At 60.8% G+C, this 18,276-nt stretch carries 18 protein-coding genes; 15 read left to right on the forward strand and 3 right to left on the reverse strand.

What is annotated here, in order from left to right; translation table 11 throughout:
- The first annotated feature begins 86 nt into the window (after positions 1–86).
- The 7 genes from ACLRDN_RS21980 (at position 87) to ACLRDN_RS22010 (ending at position 4,878) form a co-directional block, all read left to right on the forward strand.
- The gene (locus ACLRDN_RS21980; protein WP_413458000.1) at positions 87–833 is read left to right on the forward strand and encodes a GntR family transcriptional regulator; all 747 of its coding nucleotides are present in this window, start codon (positions 87–89) and stop codon (positions 831–833) included.
- Positions 834–893: 60 nt separating this feature from the next.
- Complete coding sequence (locus ACLRDN_RS21985) at positions 894–1,676, forward strand: transporter substrate-binding domain-containing protein (RefSeq protein ID WP_413458001.1); 783 nt, start codon at positions 894–896, stop codon at positions 1,674–1,676.
- Positions 1,677–1,902: 226 nt separating this feature from the next.
- The gene (locus ACLRDN_RS21990; RefSeq protein WP_034334375.1) at positions 1,903–2,574 is read left to right on the forward strand and encodes an amino acid ABC transporter permease; all 672 of its coding nucleotides are present in this window, start codon (positions 1,903–1,905) and stop codon (positions 2,572–2,574) included.
- Positions 2,571–3,227: an amino acid ABC transporter permease gene (locus tag ACLRDN_RS21995; RefSeq protein WP_413458002.1), complete on the forward strand. Its 657-nt coding sequence runs from the start codon at positions 2,571–2,573 to the stop codon at positions 3,225–3,227. The genes ACLRDN_RS21990 and ACLRDN_RS21995 overlap by 4 nt, the downstream gene beginning before the upstream one ends.
- Positions 3,208–3,942, forward strand: coding sequence for an amino acid ABC transporter ATP-binding protein (locus tag ACLRDN_RS22000; RefSeq protein WP_088755038.1), 735 nt, complete (start codon positions 3,208–3,210; stop codon positions 3,940–3,942). Before ACLRDN_RS21995 ends, ACLRDN_RS22000 begins: the two co-directional genes overlap by 20 nt.
- Before the next feature lie 253 nt (positions 3,943–4,195).
- Positions 4,196–4,495, forward strand: a complete 300-nt coding sequence (locus tag ACLRDN_RS22005; RefSeq protein ID WP_288065706.1) for a type II toxin-antitoxin system HigB family toxin — start codon at positions 4,196–4,198, stop codon at positions 4,493–4,495.
- Between the two features lie 11 nt (positions 4,496–4,506).
- A complete protein-coding gene (locus tag ACLRDN_RS22010) occupies positions 4,507–4,878 on the forward strand; it encodes a helix-turn-helix domain-containing protein (RefSeq protein ID WP_413458003.1) in 372 nt (123 codons plus the stop codon).
- Positions 4,879–4,946: 68 nt separating this feature from the next.
- On the opposite strand, the gene ACLRDN_RS22015 is transcribed toward ACLRDN_RS22010, so the two are convergent.
- Positions 4,947–5,492 (reverse strand): hypothetical protein, encoded by a 546-nt coding sequence (locus tag ACLRDN_RS22015; protein ID WP_413458004.1) that lies wholly within the window; start codon positions 5,490–5,492, stop codon positions 4,947–4,949.
- Between the two features lie 301 nt (positions 5,493–5,793).
- Between ACLRDN_RS22015 and ACLRDN_RS22020 the strand changes: the two genes are divergently transcribed.
- From ACLRDN_RS22020 to puuE, 5 genes are all read left to right on the forward strand, one after another.
- A complete protein-coding gene (locus ACLRDN_RS22020) occupies positions 5,794–6,852 on the forward strand; it encodes an adenosine deaminase (protein ID WP_413458005.1) in 1,059 nt (352 codons plus the stop codon).
- A gap of 442 nt (positions 6,853–7,294) precedes the next feature.
- Positions 7,295–8,035, forward strand: coding sequence for a GntR family transcriptional regulator (locus ACLRDN_RS22025; RefSeq protein ID WP_034334381.1), 741 nt, complete (start codon positions 7,295–7,297; stop codon positions 8,033–8,035).
- 223 nt (positions 8,036–8,258) lie between these two features.
- Positions 8,259–9,710 (forward strand): NCS1 family nucleobase:cation symporter-1, encoded by a 1,452-nt coding sequence (locus ACLRDN_RS22030; protein WP_413458006.1) that lies wholly within the window; start codon positions 8,259–8,261, stop codon positions 9,708–9,710.
- Positions 9,711–9,749: 39 nt separating this feature from the next.
- On the forward strand, positions 9,750–10,484 hold the full coding sequence (locus tag ACLRDN_RS22035) for an aspartate/glutamate racemase family protein (protein ID WP_413458007.1): 735 nt from the start codon (positions 9,750–9,752) through the stop codon (positions 10,482–10,484).
- A gap of 64 nt (positions 10,485–10,548) precedes the next feature.
- The gene (puuE, locus tag ACLRDN_RS22040; protein WP_413458008.1) at positions 10,549–11,481 is read left to right on the forward strand and encodes an allantoinase PuuE; all 933 of its coding nucleotides are present in this window, start codon (positions 10,549–10,551) and stop codon (positions 11,479–11,481) included.
- 959 nt (positions 11,482–12,440) lie between these two features.
- On the opposite strand, the gene ACLRDN_RS22045 is transcribed toward puuE, so the two are convergent.
- A complete protein-coding gene (locus ACLRDN_RS22045; protein WP_413458009.1) occupies positions 12,441–13,694 on the reverse strand; it encodes a urate hydroxylase PuuD in 1,254 nt (417 codons plus the stop codon).
- 268 nt (positions 13,695–13,962) lie between these two features.
- Positions 13,963–14,787, reverse strand: a complete 825-nt coding sequence (locus ACLRDN_RS22050; protein ID WP_413458010.1) for an outer envelope protein — start codon at positions 14,785–14,787, stop codon at positions 13,963–13,965.
- 716 nt (positions 14,788–15,503) lie between these two features.
- Between ACLRDN_RS22050 and ACLRDN_RS22055 the strand changes: the two genes are divergently transcribed.
- From ACLRDN_RS22055 to ACLRDN_RS22065, 3 genes are read left to right on the forward strand one after another with little or no spacing between them, the layout of a single operon-like run.
- Complete coding sequence (locus ACLRDN_RS22055; RefSeq protein ID WP_413458011.1) at positions 15,504–16,544, forward strand: ABC transporter substrate-binding protein; 1,041 nt, start codon at positions 15,504–15,506, stop codon at positions 16,542–16,544.
- Positions 16,545–16,588: 44 nt separating this feature from the next.
- On the forward strand, positions 16,589–17,374 hold the full coding sequence (locus ACLRDN_RS22060) for an ABC transporter ATP-binding protein (RefSeq protein ID WP_088755050.1): 786 nt from the start codon (positions 16,589–16,591) through the stop codon (positions 17,372–17,374).
- Positions 17,375–17,402: 28 nt separating this feature from the next.
- Positions 17,403–18,182 carry an ABC transporter permease gene (locus ACLRDN_RS22065; RefSeq protein WP_134223561.1) on the forward strand — a complete coding sequence of 260 codons (780 nt, stop codon included), beginning with the start codon at positions 17,403–17,405 and terminating at the stop codon, positions 18,180–18,182.
- The last annotated feature ends 94 nt before the right edge of the window (positions 18,183–18,276 follow it).

An 18,276-nucleotide genomic window follows, 5' to 3' on the forward strand; every position in this document is an offset into this window, starting at 1 on the left:
CGGCGTCTGGCCGCCAATAATCGTCGCGGGTTGTTGTATGCCAATCTTGTATATCAGCGTGGCACACAACTTGCTGAGGAGAGGACATGAGCATCGATCCTTCCGCCAAGTCGTCGTCGCAAATTGCGGTCCGCATCACCGAGGCCATCCTCGCCAAGCAACTGGCGCCGGGGACCCGGTTGGGCGAACAGCAGCTGGCCGACCTGTTCAGCGTCTCGCGCACCCAGGTGCGCGAAGCGCTGACCCGCTTGATGGCGCGCGGCATCGTCACCGTCAGTGCCCGGCGCGGCTGGTTCGTCATCGAGCCGACGGCCGAACAGGCGCGTGAGGCCTTCGAGGCGCGCCGCGTGATCGAGCTGGGGCTGTTGCGCCAGGCGCGGGTGCGGCCGATCAGCACGCAGGCCATCGTCCAGCTGCGCGACCACATCGCACGCGAAGAGGCGGCCATCGCCGGAGCCGATGTGGGCGCACGCAGCTATTTGCTGGGCGATTTCCACGTCTGCCTGTGCGAATGCCTGGGCAACTCGCTGCTGTCGGAAACGCTGCGCGACCTGACAGCGCGCACCACCTTGACGGCCATGCTGCACCAGTCGTCGGAGCAGGCCGAGGATTCGTGCTCGGAACACGTATTGATCGTCGAGGCGCTGGAACGCGGCGATCTGGAACAGGCTGAGCAACTGATGCAGGACCACCTGCAACATGTGGAATCAGGGCTCACCCAGGTGCGCAGCAGCGATCCGCTGGAACCGCTGCGACAGGCGCTGGCATCGGTATCGCGGCCGGGGGCCGCGAGCGAGACCGGGCCGCCACGCCAGCAAAGCAAAGGGCCTTGAACACCGCAGCACAGGCCACTCATCAACGTAGTCAACGACGTCAACCCAAGGGAAACTGCTATGAAACTGACCAAACTCCTGCTCGGCCTGATGGCCGGCGCCATGATGTTCTCCGCTTCGGCTGCCCGCGCCGACGCCCTGGACGATATCCAGAAGAGCGGCACGCTGCGCGTGGCCGTACCGGCCGACTTCCCGCCCTTCGGCTCGGTCGACAGCGACCTGAAGCCGCTGGGCTTCGACATCGACGTGGCCAACCTGATCGCCAAGAAGATCGGCGTGAAGGTCGAACTGATCCCCGTCTCCAGCGCCAACCGCATTCCCTACCTGACCACCAAGAAGGTCGACCTGGTCATCTCCAGCATGGGCAAGAACGCCGAACGTGAGAAGGTGATCGACTTCAGCGCCGCCTATGCGCCCTTCTTCAATGGCGTGTTCGGCCCGGCCGACCTGCCCGTCAAGAGTGCCGCCGACCTGGCCGGCAAGAGCATTGCCGTCACCCGTGGTTCGGTGGAAGACCTGGAACTGACCAAGATCGTGCCGGCCTCGGCCACGGTCAAGCGCTACGAAGACAACAACAGCACCATCAGCTCCTTCCTCTCCGGGCAGGTGCAGCTGGTCGCGACCGGCAACGTGGTGGCCGCCGCCATCATCGCCAAGAACCCGCCCAAAAAGCCCGAGACCAAGTTCCTGATCAAGGATTCGCCTTGCTTCATCGGCCTGAACAAGGGTGAGAAGAAGCTGCAGGACAAGGTCGACGCCATCCTGGCCGATGCCAAGAAGGACGGCAGCCTCAACGCCATCTCCCAGAAGTGGCTGGGCCTGCCGCTGCCAGCTGGCCTGTAATTTGCTGGAGTGACCGCACACCTTCGTGGTGTGCGGCATGACAGTTGCGGGAATCCACCAGTACAGCAGCAGGGCGACGGCAGTACGGTCGCCAGAGAGCACCAATACAGCACCAATACAGCACCAATACAGCAGCAGTACAGCAGCAAACCAGTTTCACCCCGGCAGCAGGCAGGCGGACAACCCGGCAAACGCAGCATTTTCGAGGCAGGGCAGACACGACATCATGGCTTATCAATTCGATTTTCTTTCCACGCTCGACTACACCGACGTCATCGTCAAGGGTGTGGCGACCACCGCCGAGCTCATCGCCATTGGCGGCGTGCTGGGCGTGGCCGTGGGCATCTTCGGTGCCTGGGCACGTACGCAGGGGCCAGGCTGGCTCAAACCCATCGTCAGCGGCTATGTGGAGATCATCCGCAATACGCCCTTCCTGGTGCAGTTGTTCTTCATCTTCTTCGGTCTGCCTTCGCTGAACATCCACATCAGTGAAATCACCGCCGCCATCCTGGCCATGGTGATCAACCTGGGGGCGTACAGCACCGAGATCATCCGCGCCGGCGTGCAGGCGATTCCACGCGGGCAGATCGAGGCGGCGCAATCGCTGTCGATGTCGCGCGGGCAGATCTTCCGCCACATCATCCTGCGTCCGGCGCTGCAGAAGATCTGGCCGGCACTGTCTTCGCAGGTGGTCATCGTCATGCTGGGCTCGGCGGTGTGTTCGCAGATCGCGGTGGAAGAATTGTCCTTTGCAGCCAACTACATCCAGGGCCGCAACTTCCGCGCCTTCGAAGCCTATATCGTCGCCACCGCCATCTACCTGGTGCTGGCGATCCTGCTGCGCCAGTTGCTGCGCCTGATCGGCAACCACTTCATCACTGCCCGGAGGACTGCATGATCACGTTCACTACCTGGGACATCGTCCGCAACCTGATGCTGGCGTGGCGCTGGACCATCGTCCTGTCGCTGGTCACCTTCGTGCTCGGCGGCGCGCTGGGCCTGGTCATCCTCTTCATGCGCACCTCGCGCCAGAACTGGCTGCGGCAGGTCGCACGGCTTTATATCGAACTGTTCCAGGGCACGCCGCTGCTGATGCAGTTGTTCCTGGTCTTCTTCGGCATTGCGCTGTTCGGCATCGAAGTGCCGGCCTGGCTGGCGGCGGGGCTGGCGCTGATGTGCTGGAGTGCATCGTATCTGGCCGAGATCTGGCGCGGCTGCGTGGAAGCCATTCCCAAGGGGCAGTGGGAAGCCTCATCGGTGCTGGCCATGGGCTACTTCCAGCAGATGCGCTACATCGTGCTGCCGCAGGCTTTCCGGATTGCGATTGCACCGACGGTGGGCTTCGGCGTGCAGATCATCAAGTCCACTGCGGTGACCTCCATCATCGGTTTCATCGAATTGTCCAAGGCCGGCACCGTCATCACCAATGCCACCTTCCGCCCCTTCACGGTGTTTGCCATCGTGGGCGCCTTCTACTTCGTGCTTTGCTGGCCGCTGTCCAAGTACAGCCAGTCTTTAGAAAGGAAATACAATGCCGCTCATCGCCATTGACAACGTCAAGAAACGCTTCGGCGACAACGAAGTCCTCAAGGGCATCAGCCTAGACGTCGAACCGGGTGAAGTGATCGCCATCATCGGCAAGAGCGGCTCGGGCAAGTCCACGCTGCTGCGCTGTATCAACGGCCTGGAGAGCATCGACGAAGGCAACATCAGCGTGGCCGGTGCCAAGCTGGGGGCCAGCGAACTGGAGCTGCGCAACCTGCGGCTGAAGGTCGGCATGATCTTCCAGCAGTTCAACCTGTTCCCGCATCTCTCGGTGGGCCGCAACGTGATGATTGCGCCGATGATCGTCAAGGGCACCAGCGAAGCCGAAGCGATGGCCACCGCCAAGGCCAATCTGGAGAAGGTCGGGCTGGGCCACAAGTTTGATGCATTTCCGGACCAACTCTCCGGTGGCCAGCAGCAGCGCGTGGCCATTGCGCGCGCGCTGTCGATGAATCCGCAGGCGCTGCTGTGCGACGAGATCACCTCGGCGCTGGATCCTGAACTGGTCAACGAAGTGCTGACCGTCATGCGCGGCCTGGCCAAGGAAGGCATGACCCTGCTGATGGTGACGCACGAGATGCGCTTTGCGCGTGAGGTGTGCAACCGGCTGGTGTTCATGCACCAGGGCAAGGTGCATGAGATCGGCCCGCCGGAGGAATTGTTCGGCAATCCCAAGACGCCGGAATTGCAGCAGTTCATCGGGATGACGCAAGGGGCTTGAAGCGGACTCTGCACAAGTTGCTGTAGCGGGATCACAACCCCAGGTCCGGAAGAATTTCCGGGTCTGGGTTTTTTTATCGCCCGGCGAACAGGATGCTCCTGCTCAAAATGCTATGTTGCTCGCGCCCTGCCTCGGCGCCTGTTTGGAGCAACTCTCGGGTGGATATCCAGGCATTGGTTCAATACGAATGAATCATTACTTGAGAGAGTCCCATATTGGGACTAAAATCAATTTCCTGGGGATGAATCCTGTCATGCGCATCATTGCTCTGTCCACCTTGCAGGCATTCTGGAACCGCCCTGAACACATCGACGCCCGAGAGCCCGGATATGCTTGGTATCGAGATACGATCCAATCCCAATGGACCAAACCCAGCGATGTGAAAGCCAGTTTTGGGAACGCCAGCATCCTTAAGGATGGCCGGGTAGTTTTCAACCTGGGAGGCAACAAATACAGGTTGGTAGTCTGGATCAACTATGACTACCGTGTTGTCTATATTCGCTTTGTCGGAACGCACGCTCAATATGACCGCATTGATGCACAGACGATTTAAGGAAACAGATCATGCATATCAAGCCAATCAAGACCAATGCTGATTATCGCGCCACGCTGGCGGAGATCGACGGCTTGATGTCAGCCAAACTCAACACCCCGGAAGGGGATAGATTGGACGTATTGGTGACCTTGGTGGAAGCGTACGAGTCAAAGCACTTCCCTGTCGATCTTCCCGATCCAGTCGAAGCCATCAAGTTCCGGATGGAGCAAGCAGGCCTGACCGCAAAAGATCTTGAACCGTACATTGGCCGATCCAACCGCGTATACGAAATCCTTAATCGCAAGCGGCCCCTGACGCTGGCCATGATCTGGCGGCTCAATCAGGGCTTGGGCATTCCGGCAGAAAGTCTGATCAAGCCAGTCAAGCTCGCGCCAGTTTGATCATTTTTTCGTTAAAAAGCCCCGGCTGAAACCGGGGCTTTTGCATGATGCGATCAGGCAATCGCGAATCATCGGTCGACTTCACACACCTTCCGGTCATTCTCATAAAACACCACCGGCCCCGTCGTGAACCGTTCCTTGGGAATGGCCACCATCAGGTAATCCTTGATGCGATACGAGGCACCGGAAGCCGGTGCGCGGTAGAGGTAATTCAGGCGCAGGGTGCCGTCACGCAGACGCAGCGACAAGGGCGTGAAGACATGGGGACGCTCGGCCGCATCCGGGGCGCTCATGCTGCGGGCCACCACCAGGTATTGCTTGCGTTCAAAATGATCGGCCGAAGGACCGAAAGGGCGGTTGTCATTCATCACCGGGGCCGGCTGCATCCAGCGGTCCCACTCGGCGCGGCTGCGGATGAGCGCACAAAAAACCGGTTGGCGCTGCTCATCCCAGTTCTTCAGGAAACCTTGATAGGAACCGCTGAGTATGGTCTTGTAGGGGACTATCGTCGGATCCTCGGCTTCCGTCCATGGCATCACCGAACAACCCGAAATGGCCGCCAGTACGGTGCCACCCACGATCCACTGCATGCTTTCCCTGATCGACTTGCGCATTCGTTTCCCCCAAGAAGCTTAGCATTTAAACATGTCTTGCCCGATGCTGGCGAGAATTCCTTGCATCTCCGTCAAAGTCCCGCCCAGCGGGAGCCAGCCACGCTGCTGCTCAGAACCCGGGCGGCCGCTTTGGTTCAGCGGCATACCGGCCTTTACCTTTGTGGAGCCAGGTATGCGATTTGCGTGATAATGCGGGGTCCGGAAGGCGGATAAGCTGGCGCGGCGAGGTGTCGCGCGGCTCCCACGGGTGTTTTCCCGCGCCTGCCTTCCCTGTTTCTGCCATTTTTGAAGGGTCGTTTCCATGAGCTCAGCTGTCATTTCTTCCTCCGCTACCGGCGCCGCGCTGGACGGTTTCATCGCCGGCCTGCCCAAAACCGAACTGCACCTGCACATCGAAGGCACGCTGGAACCCGAGCTGATGTTCGCCCTGGCCCAGCGCAACAATGTCGCCCTGCCCTACGCTTCGGTCGAAGACCTGCGCGCGGCCTACAACTTCAGCGACCTGCAGTCCTTCCTCGATCTCTACTACGCCGGCGCCAACGTGCTGCGCACCGAGCAGGACTTCTACGACATGACCGCGGCCTACATTGCCCGCGCGCAAGCCGACAACGTGCGCCATGCGGAGATCTTCTTCGATCCGCAAACCCACACCGAGCGTGGCATCGCGATCGCTACCGTGTTCGCCGGCATCGCCGCCGCCCTGCGCGATGCGCGCCGCCGCGATGGCTTCGGCAGCGTGATGATCATGTCCTTCCTGCGCCATCTCTCCGAAGAGGACGCCTTTGCCACCCTGGAAGCGGCCCTGCCGCTGCGCGAGCAGTACGCCGACCTGTGGCTGGGCATCGGCCTGGATTCCTCCGAACGCGGCAATCCGCCGGAGAAGTTCGAACGCGTCTACGCGCGCTGCCGTGAGCTGGGTTTCCGCTTGGTGGCGCACGCTGGCGAAGAAGGCCCGGCCGCCTACGTGATCGGCGCACTGGACGTGCTGCACGTCGAACGCATTGACCACGGCGTGCGCAGCGAAGAAGACCCGGCCCTGATGCAGCGCCTGGCGCAACAGCGCACGCCGCTGACGGTGTGCCCGCTGTCGAACCTGAAGCTGTGCGTGGTCAAGGATATGGCCGAGCACAACCTGGCGCGCCTGCTCGATGCCGGCCTGGCCGTGACCGTCAACTCCGACGACCCGGCCTACTTCGGCGGCTACATGAACGCCAACTACCACGCCGTGGCCCGCTCGCTGAACCTCTCGCGCGAGCAGGTGCTGCAGCTGGCACGCAATGGCATCGACGCCTGCTTCCTGTCCGACGAAGACAAGGCCACCCTGCACCAGGAGCTGGAACAGTACGCCGCCAGCCACTGAACCTGCCGCAGCTTGCAACACCGCGCCCGGCCATGTGCCGGGCGTTTTCATATCCCTTGCGGTCAAGCACGCTTCTTGCATGGGCGTGAGAGGGAATTGGCGACGGTCCGGCCCGTCTTTTGCAGCGCGCCACCGACACCATTGACCACCCGTTTTTGCCGCAATCGATCACAAGGATTGACAACAATTTCTGAAACCAAGATTACGCCATGCAGCATGCGGTACGCCATTGTTCACAAGGGAAGTTTGCCCCATCGGCGCTGCATCGCAGCATCGAAAGTCGCACAGACAGTGACCCAAAGAGGGTCACAGGGCATTCTTTTTGGTGCAGAATGAGCCCCGTTTTGTTGCAAATCGATTTTCAGATTGTTGACGATCCATGCGCCTCGTTGTTGACCGGCAAGACCTTCCAGACAGTCATTCCAGCCAGAGCATGAGCATCATGAACAAAGCCAGCAAAACCGCCCGCCCCCCTGCCGCCCCGGCCCGCGCCAGTGCGCGCGAGCGCGAAAGCACGGGAGCGGTCGAGGAGAGGATGTACCAGGACATCTATGACGCGATCATGGAACACCGCCTGCCGCCGCGTACCAAGCTGACCGAGCAGACCCTGTGCCAGATCTACGACACGGCCCGCCACACGGTGCGCAAGGTGCTTTCGCGCCTGGCTTCGGAGGGCATGGTGGATCTGGAAGCCAACCGGGGCGCCTTCATCGCCAGCCCTTCGCATGCCGAGGTGCGCGACATGTTCGAGTTGCGCAACATCCTCGAACATGCGGTGCTGGAGAAGGTGGGGCGCGAGGCGGGGACACGCCAGATCGCCGGCTTGCGGCGCATGGTGGAGGAAGAGCGGGATTGCTATCTGAACGGTGACCGGCCGCGCTGGATCCGGCTTTCTGCCCAGTTCCACCTGGCGCTGGCGGAGCTGACCGGCAATGCGCTGCTGGTGGAGACGCTGCGCAAGCTGGTCTCGCGCACCACGCTGATGATTGCCAAGACGGAGGCGCCGGGCCACAACGCCTGCTCCTTCGATGAACACGAGACCGTGCTGGAAGCGCTGGAAAAAGGCGACGTTGCCGCTGCCCAGTCGCATATGGCACATCACTTGCATTTGTGCGAGGACCGGGTACGGCCGGATGCGGATGATCAGTTCGATCTGCGTGCCGTGCTCGGCAAGGGACTGTGACCCACGGGCCGGCGCGCACACCCTGATTTTCCCGCCAGGGAGGGTCAGGAAGATGGAAGAAGGAAGTGAGAAACAAACAGGGCCACGTCGCGCGGCCGAAGGCAATACCGACCGTGTGACCACCACCATGCCGACAAGAGCATGCAGGAAGTCCGTTGAACAGCCCGGCTGCGGCCGGGCGTGATTCGTTTCACCCAACCTTTCTCTCTGATGGAGACCGGCCATGACTACCGACGCTTCCCCCTCCGCTGCACCCGGCGCCTATCTCGCCGGCGCCGACGATGCGCGCCTGACCAATGAAGACCTTGCCCCGCTGAAGAAACAGACCTGGGGTTCCTACAACATCTTTGCCTTCTGGATGTCCGACGTGCACAGCGTGGGCGGCTACGTGTTTGCCGGCAGCCTGTTCGCCCTGGGTCTGACCAGCTGGCAGGTGCTGATCTCGCTGTTGATCGGCATCAGCATCGTCTATCTGCTCTGCAACCTGGTGGCGCGTCCCAGCCAGGCGCATGGCGTGCCTTATCCGGTGATGAGCCGCCTGTCCTTTGGCGTCTTGGGTGCCAACGTCCCGGCCATGATCCGCGGCCTGATCGCGGTGGCCTGGTATGGCATCCAGACCTACCTGGCCTCGGCCGCCTTCGTGGTGGTGGTGCTGAAGTTCTTCCCGGAATTGAAGCCCTATGCCGATGTCCATGTGCACTCCTTCGCCGGCCTCTCCACGCTGGGCTGGGGCGGCTTCCTGCTGCTGTGGGTGTTGCAGGCGCTGGTGTTCTGGAACGGCATGGAGACCATCAAGAAGTTCATCGACTTTGCCGGTCCGGCGGTCTATGTGGTCATGTTCATCCTGGCGGGCTGGATGATCTACAAGGCCGGCTGGCAGAATGTCGGCCTGAACCTGGGCGAGATCAAGTACAGCGGCTGGGCGGCGGTCTCGGTGATGATCACGGCGATCTCGCTGGTGGTCTCCTACTTCTCGGGGCCGATGCTCAACTTCGGCGACTTCTCCCGCTACTGCCATACCTTCGCCGATGTGAAGCGCGGCAACTTCTGGGGCCTGCCGGTCAACTTCCTGGCCTTCTCGATCGTAACGGTGGTGACGACTTCGGCCACCATCGCCGTCTTTGGCGAGCTGATCACCGACCCGGTGGAAACCGTCTCGCGCATCGACAGCACGACTGCTGCCGTGATCGGTGCGCTGACCTTCCTGACGGCCACCATCGGCATCAACATCGTGGCCAATTTCGTCTCGGCCGCCTTCGACTTTTCCAACCTCTCGCCCAGCCGCATCAGCTGGCGCGCCGGCGGCATGATCGCGGCCACTGCCTCGATCTTCATCACGCCCTGGAACCTGTTTGGCAATCCGGAAGTGATCCACTACACGCTGGATGTACTGGGCGGCTTCATCGGCCCGCTGTACGGCATCCTGCTGTCGGACTACTACCTGGTCAAGCAACGCCAGGTGAAGGTCGAGGATCTCTACACCATGCGTCCTGAAGGCCGCTACTGGTACACCAATGGCGTCAATCGTGATGCGGTCAAGGCGCTGGTCTTGGCGGCTGCCATCTGTGTGGCCTGCGTGATGCTGCCGCAGCTGCGCAAAGCAGCGGACTTCTCGTGGTTCATCGGTGCGGCGCTGGGCGCGGGGTTCTACCTGATGTTTGCGCGCAAGCGTTGAGCGTCGCCGACCTGGACTTCATTGCATCAAGGAACAAGCATGCGCATCAAGCTGATCAATCCCAACACCACCCTGAGCATGACCGAGGCCATGACCTCCTGCGCGCGTCAGGTCGCGGCGCCCGGCACCGAGATCACGGGCGTGAGTCCGCAGATGGGGCCGGCCTCCATCGAGAGCCACTATGACGAGGCGCTGGCCGTGCCGGGCCTGCTGCAGGAAATCGAGCAGGGCGAGCGCGAAGGTGTGGACGCCTACGTGATTGCCTGTTTTGGTGATCCTGGTTTGTCGGCCGCGCGCGAGCTGGCGCGGGGACCGGTGATCGGGATTGCCGAAGCGGCGATGCACATGGCCAGCCTGGTCGCCCCCTCCTTCTCGGTGGTGACCACGCTGGCGCGCACCAGCGGCATGGCCTGGCATCTGGCCGAGCGTTACGGCATGCAGCGTTTTTGCCGTAACGTGCGTGCTTGCGAGATTGCGGTGCTGGAGCTGGAGAATCCGGCTTCCGATGCGCGGGCGCGCATTACCGACGAGTGCCGGCGTGCGCTGGCTGAAGACGGGGCCGAGGCCATCGTGCTGGGGTGTGCCGGCATGGCCGACCTGTGTGCGGCCATTGGCCGTGACATTGGTGCACCGGTGATCGACGGCGTGACCGCAGCGGTCAAGCTGGCGGAGTCGCTGGTGGCGCTGGGGCTGGGCACGGCCAAGGGTGGTGAGTGGGCGCGGCCCTTGCCCAAGGCTTATCATGGATTGCTCAGCGGTTTTGCACGTGTGTGATTTTCCCTGCGGCGCTGTGGTCGGGCGCTGCGATTTCCTTTCTTGACAGCCAAACGAAGAACTTATGTCACAGCAACAAACTTACCCTCGCGACCTGGCCGGTTACGGCCGCAACCCGCCGCACGCGCGCTGGCCCGGCCAGGCGCGGGTGGCTTTGCAATTCGTGCTGAATTATGAAGAAGGCGGCGAGAATTGCGTCTTGCATGGCGATCCTGCATCGGAGCAATTCCTCTCCGAGATCGTGGGGGCGGCGGCTTATCCGGCGCGGCACATGTCGATGGAATCGATTTACGAATATGGGTCGCGGGTGGGGGTGTGGCGCATCCTGCGCGAGTTCGAGAAGCGTGGTCTGCCGATGACCATCTTCGGCGTGGCTACGGCCTTGCAGCGTTCGCCGGAGGTCACGCAGGCGTTCCAGGAGCTGGGGCATGAGATCGCTTGCCATGGCTTGAAGTGGATTCATTATCAGAACATGGATATCGAGACCGAGCGCTCGCATATGCAGGAGGCGGTGCAGATCTTCCGTGAGCTCACCGGGAGCGCGCCGCTGGGCTGGTACACGGGACGGGATTCGCCCAACACGCGGCAGCTGGTCGTGGAGCATGGGGGCTTTGCCTATGACTCCGATTACTACGGGGATGATCTGCCGTTCTGGACTGAAGTCGAGACCAGCGGTGGAGTAAAGGCACCGCATCTGGTGGTGCCTTATACGCTCGATTCCAATGACATGCGGTTTGCTACGCCTCAAGGGTTCAATACCAGCGAGCACTTCTACCAGTACCTCAAGGATAGTTTCGACGTGCTCTACGAAGAAGGGGAAGAGGCGCCGAAGATGCTGTCCATCGGGATGCATTGCCGCTTGCTTGGACGGCCTGGACGATTCCGCGCCCTGCAGCGCTTCCTGGATTACGTGCAGTCACACGACAAGGTCTGGATCTGCCGGCGCATCGATATCGCTGAACACTGGAAGAAGACGCATCCATTTTCGGAGCGTTGATTTATTCTGTTTTGGAATGAATTGTTGAATGCCGCTCGGAGGCTTTGAGGTCTTCGGGCGGTATTTTTTTCGGTGTTGGTTTTGCGGTTTGGGGTAGTCTGCACGGAATTTCTTCCCGCGCTCTAGCTTAATTCTTATCTCTCTCCGGTCGGGAGAACGCGCCGGGGGGCAGAAGCACTGCTTCTGCCGGCAGCCGCTCACTTTTCTTGTCTCGCCAAGAAAAGTAAGCAAAAGAAGGCGACCGCAACTGCGCCGCCCTCCTTCGGAGGGTCCCCGCTTCAGCACCCAATAAAACGGGAAAAATAAAGTCGCTTCGCTCCGGTTATTTTTCTGATCCGTTTTATTGGGTGCTGAAGCGGCGGCGCAGATGCGGACGGCCGAAACGGCTCGCCTTCGGCCTCGCAACATCTCCGACTCGCCTTCGGCTTTGCCTTGGCGTTCTCTAGCCTTATTCGTCGCTGCGCGACTACTCAGGACGAACGGACGGAAATTATTTAGAAAAAAACAAAAAGGAAAAAACCAAAACCCAGAGCGGGAGTGAAAACGATCGACCGGTCGATGCCGCAGGCGAGCCAACGCAAAGCCGAAGGCGAGTCGGAGACCCCGCGAGGCCGGAGGCGAGCCCGTGGGGGTTGCCGTCCCCATAGAGCCAGCCGTCGCAGCGGAGCGAAAAGTGGATCAGAAGGATAGTGGGAGCGAAGCGACTCTATCCTTCCCACTTTTCGCTTCGCTGCGACGGGGACCCTCCGAAGGAGGGCTGGCTCTTTGGGGTCGCCTTCTTTTGCTTACTTTTCTTGGCGAGACAAGAAAAGTGAGCGGCTGCCGGGCCGCCCCCGGCGCGTTCTCCCGACCGGAGAGAGAACACAATTAAGCTAGAGCGCAGGAAGAAATTCCGTGCAGACTGCCCCAAACCACAAACCCAGAAAAGCAGTCTACCAAGCCACCAAGCAATCAAATCATCATTTAACGGGAGCGCCGCTTTCGAACCACTTCCCGATGATGGCGCGTTCATCGTCGGTGATCTGGGTCATGTTCCCTAAAGGCATGGCCTTCTGCACGACAGCCTGTTGATAGATCTGCTGAGCGTGCTGGGAGATATGTTCAGGCGAATCGAGCAGCACGCCTTTGCCGGGTACAGGCATGAGGGTAGGTTTGGCGGCATGGCACTGGATGCATCGTGCCTGGATGACTTGCTGGACTTGGGCAAACGACCCTGCAGCCACAGCTTCGCCAGCAGGAGCAGCAGAAGCAGCCTCAGCAGAGGAAGAAGGAGCAACAGCAGCCACCGGCTTGGACTGCATGGCAGGACTCATCCACAAGATCACCGCCAGCAGCAGTGCAACAGCAATCCCCGGATACCACCAGTTATAAACCCCCTTGTGCCGTAACACGAAGAACTGCCGGATCAAGGCACCGGCAGCCATGATGCACAACAAGACAATCCAGTTATGCGGCGCGCTGTAAGTCATGCTGTAGTGATTGGACAGCATGGCAAAGAGCACCGGCAAGGTGAAGTAGGTATTGTGAACGCTGCGCTGCTTGCCGCGCTTGCCATGAATCGGATCGGGCGCCTGGCCGGCGCGCATGGAAGCGACCATCTTGCGCTGCCCCGGAATGATCCACACCAGCACGTTCGCGCTCATGATGGTGGCAAGGGATGCCCCGCTGATGAGGAACGCCGCCCGCCCCGAGAACAAATGGCAGGCTGCCCAAACCGAAACGATCACCTGCAACCCGACCAGAATATTGACCAGCCGATCCGCCCCCGGCCGATCCCCGATGGTGCTGCAGATGGCGTCATAGATCAGCCAGTTGAAGACCAGGAAGGCGATGGCCGTTCCGCCCGCCATCGACGCCGACATGTCGAACACATTGCGATCCACCAAAAAGACGTTCGCATTGAAGAGATACAGCAGCGAAAACAAGGCAAAGCCCGACAGCCAGGTACTGTAAGACTCCCAATAAAACCAGTGCAGATGCTCCGGCAACACCTTGGGTGCAAGAAGATACTTTTGCGGATTGTAGAAACCGCCGCCATGCACCGCCCACAGCTCGCCCCCGACGCCCTTCTCCTTGAGCTCGGGATCGGTCGGCGCCACCAGGCTGTTGTCCAGCCAGACGAAATAGAAGGAAGAACCGATCCAGGCAATCGCCGTGATCACGTGCAGCCAGCGCAGCAGCAGGTTCAGCCAGTCAAGTAGGTATGCTTCCATGATGCTCCGCTCTCAAATCCCTGTTGATGACGAAGGCCGCACAGCGCAAGCCCCATCCTGTTCAAAACCCAGCAATTAGATATCAGCCTGGCCGATACCTCATGCCTGAAAACCTATAGCCCACATATGGCAAACAACATAGCACCCTGAGCGCCACCGGCCAGCCACAGTGTAGCCAATTCCCGGCCTGGGGCGTGCGCCCAATAAAAATGCCGGATCCGAAGACCCGGCATCGCCATGATGCTGCAAGCAGCCGGATCAACCGGACTTAGAAGTGATACTCGGCGCGCACCATCGGGGTCTTGGCCAGCGAGCCCGGCACGGTGTGCGGGTTGCCGAACTTGTTGCGCCAGTATTGGTATTCCAGACCCACGCGGAAGGTGTTCTTGCCCAGGCCCAGCGCCGTGCCCACGTCATACATGACCTGGCCGTCGAAGTTGACTTCGGGACCGGTCGAACCGCCGAACTCGTTCTTGCCCTTGGCAGCGATGTAGTTCATGTAGCCTTCGAAAGCCAGGCCGGTCGAACCCAGCGGGATACCCCAGGCCAGGTTCAGCATCGGGTGCGTATCGTAGGTGTAACGGCTGGTGATGCCCTTGGGCTGATTGCTTTCAAACAGCGCCAGCACGCTCACGTTCAGGAAACCGGGCACATCCATCATCAGGGTCGGACCGACCACCAGCATGCGCTTCTTGGAAGCGTAGCTGTTGTCGTTCTTGGTGTTCCAGTCAAAGCCCAGCGTAAAGCCCACGCCGCGCGCCGGGCCGAAGGACAGGTCCTTGCCGCTGATCTTGCCGATGTCCAGGGTGTGGCGATAGGTGATATAGGCTTCCTGGGCATTGTCATCCTTGCGGTCCGACATCAGCAGGTCCACGTTCAGGAAGTTGGTACCGTACTTGTAGCCGCTGGCGTGCTGGAAGTTGACGATGTTCTTGGTAATGTCCTGCGTGTTGAAGGGCTCGGCAAACTTCGTGCCGTAACGGTAGCCGATCGAGTTGTCGGCCCAGTCAGCCGCCTGCGCCGACAGGCTACATGCCGCCGAAGCCACCACGGCTGCCATCATCCAGTACTTCCCCTTGATACCCTTCTTCATAAGTTTCTCCCTGTATTGCTTGTCTAAAAAAATGGCTGTTGAACCGGAGACCGGTTCGCATCCTGCGGCGCCCTGCACTCTCCCCGCCACAGCATCGACACCGGTACTCCTCGTGTGCTTGCCCTCGTCAAATAAGGTCTGGCAAATTGCTGACAGCATTGCCGACACCCGCACCGACGGCAGCGTTTACGCAAAGCCCGTGCCAGCCCCCAAGCCGGCCCTTTGCACACGCGATCGCGTCCACCTGAAGTAGCTGATCGATGATCCCCAAAGCGAGCCGCACATCGCTGCATCGAGCGCTGCGCCCCGCGCGCCGGGGCGCAATCCTAGCCGAGTCCGCGCACTTTCCCAAGCCCTCAGCAGGGAGTTAGTTGCATGGCGACTCGCATTGTCGACAATCGTGGCAACGATGCGCGATCCGACAAAATCGCCCGGGAGGCGCATGCCATCTGCCTTACAGCCCTGTAAGCCAAATTTTTTTAGTGCATTTTTTTCTACTTAGGTGCAGACAAGCACCAAATTGTCGCAAATGAATTTTTTGATTGTCGACAAAAAGAAAAGCGGCTGTCGATCATCTGCGGCGCCCTTGCCGACGGCCTGCCCTCTGCCGCGCCCGCGAAAGCCGGGCAGACGCGAACCGCAGGCGGGCTTGGCACATTAAATGCTATTGAAGCTCCGGGATCTGACATTGAAACGAACAAGGAAGGAAGTCCATCGTGCATTCCAGCAAGCTCTTCAAACTCGGCACCACCGTTCTCGGCCTGGTACTGGCGGCCAGCTCCTCGCTGGCGCTGGCGCAGGAAACCAAGGTCAAGTTCCAGCTGGACTGGCGCTTCGAAGGACCGGCCGCCCTGTTCCTGGTGGCCAAGTCCAAGGGCTACTTCGCGCAGGAAAAACTGGATGTCACCATCGACGCCGGCAACGGCTCCGGCAATGCGGTCAACCGCGTGGCCTCCGGCACCTATGACATGGGCTTTGCCGACATGGCCGCCCTCATGGAATTCACCGCCAACAATCCCGATGCCCCGGGCAAGCCGGTGGCCGTGATGATGGTCTACAACGACACGCCGGCCGCAGTGTTCTCGCTCAAGAAATCCGGCATCAAGAAACCGGCGGACCTGGCCGGCAAGAAGCTGGGCGCACCGGTGTTCGACGCCGGCCGCCGCGCTTATCCCATCTTCGCCAAGGCCAATGGCCTCGATGCCACCAAGGCGCAATGGACCAGCATGGACCCGCCGCTGCGCGAAACCATGCTGGCGCGCGGCGATGTGGATGCCATCACCGGCTTCTATTTCACCTCGCTCCTGAACCTGAATGCGCGCGGCATCAAGGATGAAGACATCAACGTCATGATGTATCCGGACTACGGCGTGCGCCTGTACGGCAATACCATCATCGCCTCCGAGACCATGGTCAAGCAGAAGCCGGAAGCCATCAAGGGCTTCCTGCGCGCCTTCGCCAAGGCCAGCCGCGACGTGATGGCCAACCCGGAAGCCGCCATCAAGGTCCTGAAGGAACGCGATGGCCTCATCGATGAAAAGCTGGAACTGCGCCGCCTGAAACTGGCCATCGCCAGCGCCATCGCCACACCCCACGCCAAGTCGGAAGGCTATGGCCAGGTCTTCGGTCCGCGCCTCACGCTCATGGCCTCGCAAGTCTCGGACGCCTATGGCACCAAGACCCGCGTCAACGCCGACAAGATCTGGAATGGCAGCTTCCTGCCGGGCAAGGCCGAGCTGGACGTGTTCCCCAAGTAAATCATTTATATCGTTTACTAAATTACTCCTTGACTGAAGCATTCATGAGCGAACCCTTCGTCGATTTCCGCCACGTCTACCTGGCCTATGATGGCGCCGCCGAATTTGCGGTGGAAGACATCGACCTGCAGACCCGTGCAGGCGAGTTCATCGCCATCGTCGGGCCGTCCGGCTGCGGCAAGTCCACCTTCATGAAGCTGGCCACGGGCTTGAAACAGCCCAATCGCGGCAGCGTCGTCATCAACGGCCAGACGGTCACGGGCCCGCTCAAGTTCGTGGGCATGGCCTTCCAGGCCCCGACCCTGTTGCCCTGGCGCACCACGCTGGAAAACGTGCTGCTGCCGCTGGAGATCGTCGAACCCTACCGGCGCGACTTCAAGCAGAAGAAGGCCGAGTACACCGAACGTGCGCTCAAGCTGCTCAAGACTGTGGGGCTGGATGGCTATGCCGACAAATTCCCGTGGCAACTCTCGGGTGGCATGCAGCAACGCGCCTCGATCTGCCGCGCGCTGATCCACGAACCCAAGATGCTGTTGCTGGACGAACCCTTCGGCGCACTCGATGCCTTCACCCGCGAAGAACTGTGGTGCGTGCTGCGCGACCTGTGGGCCGAGCGCCGCTTCAACGTCATCCTGGTCACGCACGACCTGCGCGAGGCGGCCTTCCTGGCCGACACCATTTACGTGATGAGCAAGCGCCCGGGCCGTATCGTGGTGCGGCGGGAAAACCCGCTGCCGCGTCCCTGCCCGCTGGAAACCACTTATACCGACGGCTTCAACGCGCTGGTGCATGAACTGCGCGAGCACATCGGCCACGTGCGCAATACCTGACCACGACCAGGCCCGGCCAAGGAAACTCATGAAAACTCCGTTCAACGGCAAACTCAACCGCGCCGCCACCACGCTGGCGCCCTGGATCCTGCTGCTCGCCATCCTGGGCGTGTGGCAATTCATCTGCAGCGTGTGGCAGGTCTCCGACTTCATTTTCCCCAGCCCCGCTTCCATCCTGCAGGCCATGGTGGATTACGCCGGCCCGATCACCGAACATGCCCTCTCGACCTTTTGGGTCACCATGGTGGGCTTCGCCATCGCCGTGGCGGTCGGTGTGACGCTGGGCTTCGTGATCGGATCTTCACCCATGCTCTATGCCGCCGCCTACCCGCTCATGACGGCCTTCAATGCCTTGCCCAAGGCGGCCTTCGTGCCGGTGCTGGTGGTCTGGTTCGGCATCGGCGCAGGGCCGGCCATCCTGACGGCTTTCCTGATCTCCTTCTTCCCCATCATGGTCAACATCGCCACCGGCCTGGCCACGCTGGAACCGGAGCTGGAAGACGTCCTGCGCGTGCTGGGCGCGCGCCGCATGGACATCCTGCTCAAGGTCGGCCTGCCGCGTTCGATGCCGTATTTCTTTGCCTCCCTGAAGGTGGCCATCACGCTGGCTTTCGTGGGCTCGACCGTGTCGGAAATGAATGCCTCCAACCAGGGCATCGGCTACCTGCTGGTCTCGGCCGGATCGTCGATGAAGATGCCGCTGGCCTTTGCCGGGCTGGTGGTGATCGGGGCCATGGCCATGGCCATGTACGAGCTGTTTGCCATCATCGAGAAACGCACCACCGGCTGGGCGCATCGGGGAAAATGAGGTAAATCGGGCCGTAACGCCGCAACAGGGGCGCAAAACCCGGCAAAAGCGGTATGCGGCGCGGCGCAATTTGTCTATGATGTCGCGCGTGCGA

Origin of the sequence: Herbaspirillum huttiense, assembly GCF_047300815.1 — a bacterium.
Lineage (GTDB): Bacteria > Pseudomonadota > Gammaproteobacteria > Burkholderiales > Burkholderiaceae_D > Herbaspirillum > Herbaspirillum huttiense_A.

Coding starts and splice junctions, on each gene's coding strand:
- ACLRDN_RS22015 (WP_413458004.1), bottom strand. CDS start 5,492: ATGCGCAAGTCGATCAGGGAAAGCATGCAGTGGATCGTGGGTGGCACC.
- ACLRDN_RS21990 (WP_034334375.1), top strand. CDS start 1,903: ATGGCTTATCAATTCGATTTTCTTTCCACGCTCGACTACACCGACGTC.
- ACLRDN_RS21980 (WP_413458000.1), top strand. CDS start 87: ATGAGCATCGATCCTTCCGCCAAGTCGTCGTCGCAAATTGCGGTCCGC.
- ACLRDN_RS22030 (WP_413458006.1), top strand. CDS start 8,259: ATGACTACCGACGCTTCCCCCTCCGCTGCACCCGGCGCCTATCTCGCC.
- ACLRDN_RS22010 (WP_413458003.1), top strand. CDS start 4,507: ATGCATATCAAGCCAATCAAGACCAATGCTGATTATCGCGCCACGCTG.
- ACLRDN_RS22050 (WP_413458010.1), bottom strand. CDS start 14,787: ATGAAGAAGGGTATCAAGGGGAAGTACTGGATGATGGCAGCCGTGGTG.
- ACLRDN_RS22065 (WP_134223561.1), top strand. CDS start 17,403: ATGAAAACTCCGTTCAACGGCAAACTCAACCGCGCCGCCACCACGCTG.
- ACLRDN_RS22025 (WP_034334381.1), top strand. CDS start 7,295: ATGAACAAAGCCAGCAAAACCGCCCGCCCCCCTGCCGCCCCGGCCCGC.
- ACLRDN_RS21985 (WP_413458001.1), top strand. CDS start 894: ATGAAACTGACCAAACTCCTGCTCGGCCTGATGGCCGGCGCCATGATG.
- ACLRDN_RS22005 (WP_288065706.1), top strand. CDS start 4,196: ATGCGCATCATTGCTCTGTCCACCTTGCAGGCATTCTGGAACCGCCCT.
- ACLRDN_RS22060 (WP_088755050.1), top strand. CDS start 16,589: ATGAGCGAACCCTTCGTCGATTTCCGCCACGTCTACCTGGCCTATGAT.
- ACLRDN_RS21995 (WP_413458002.1), top strand. CDS start 2,571: ATGATCACGTTCACTACCTGGGACATCGTCCGCAACCTGATGCTGGCG.
- puuE (WP_413458008.1), top strand. CDS start 10,549: ATGTCACAGCAACAAACTTACCCTCGCGACCTGGCCGGTTACGGCCGC.
- ACLRDN_RS22000 (WP_088755038.1), top strand. CDS start 3,208: ATGCCGCTCATCGCCATTGACAACGTCAAGAAACGCTTCGGCGACAAC.
- ACLRDN_RS22035 (WP_413458007.1), top strand. CDS start 9,750: ATGCGCATCAAGCTGATCAATCCCAACACCACCCTGAGCATGACCGAG.
- ACLRDN_RS22020 (WP_413458005.1), top strand. CDS start 5,794: ATGAGCTCAGCTGTCATTTCTTCCTCCGCTACCGGCGCCGCGCTGGAC.
- ACLRDN_RS22045 (WP_413458009.1), bottom strand. CDS start 13,694: ATGGAAGCATACCTACTTGACTGGCTGAACCTGCTGCTGCGCTGGCTG.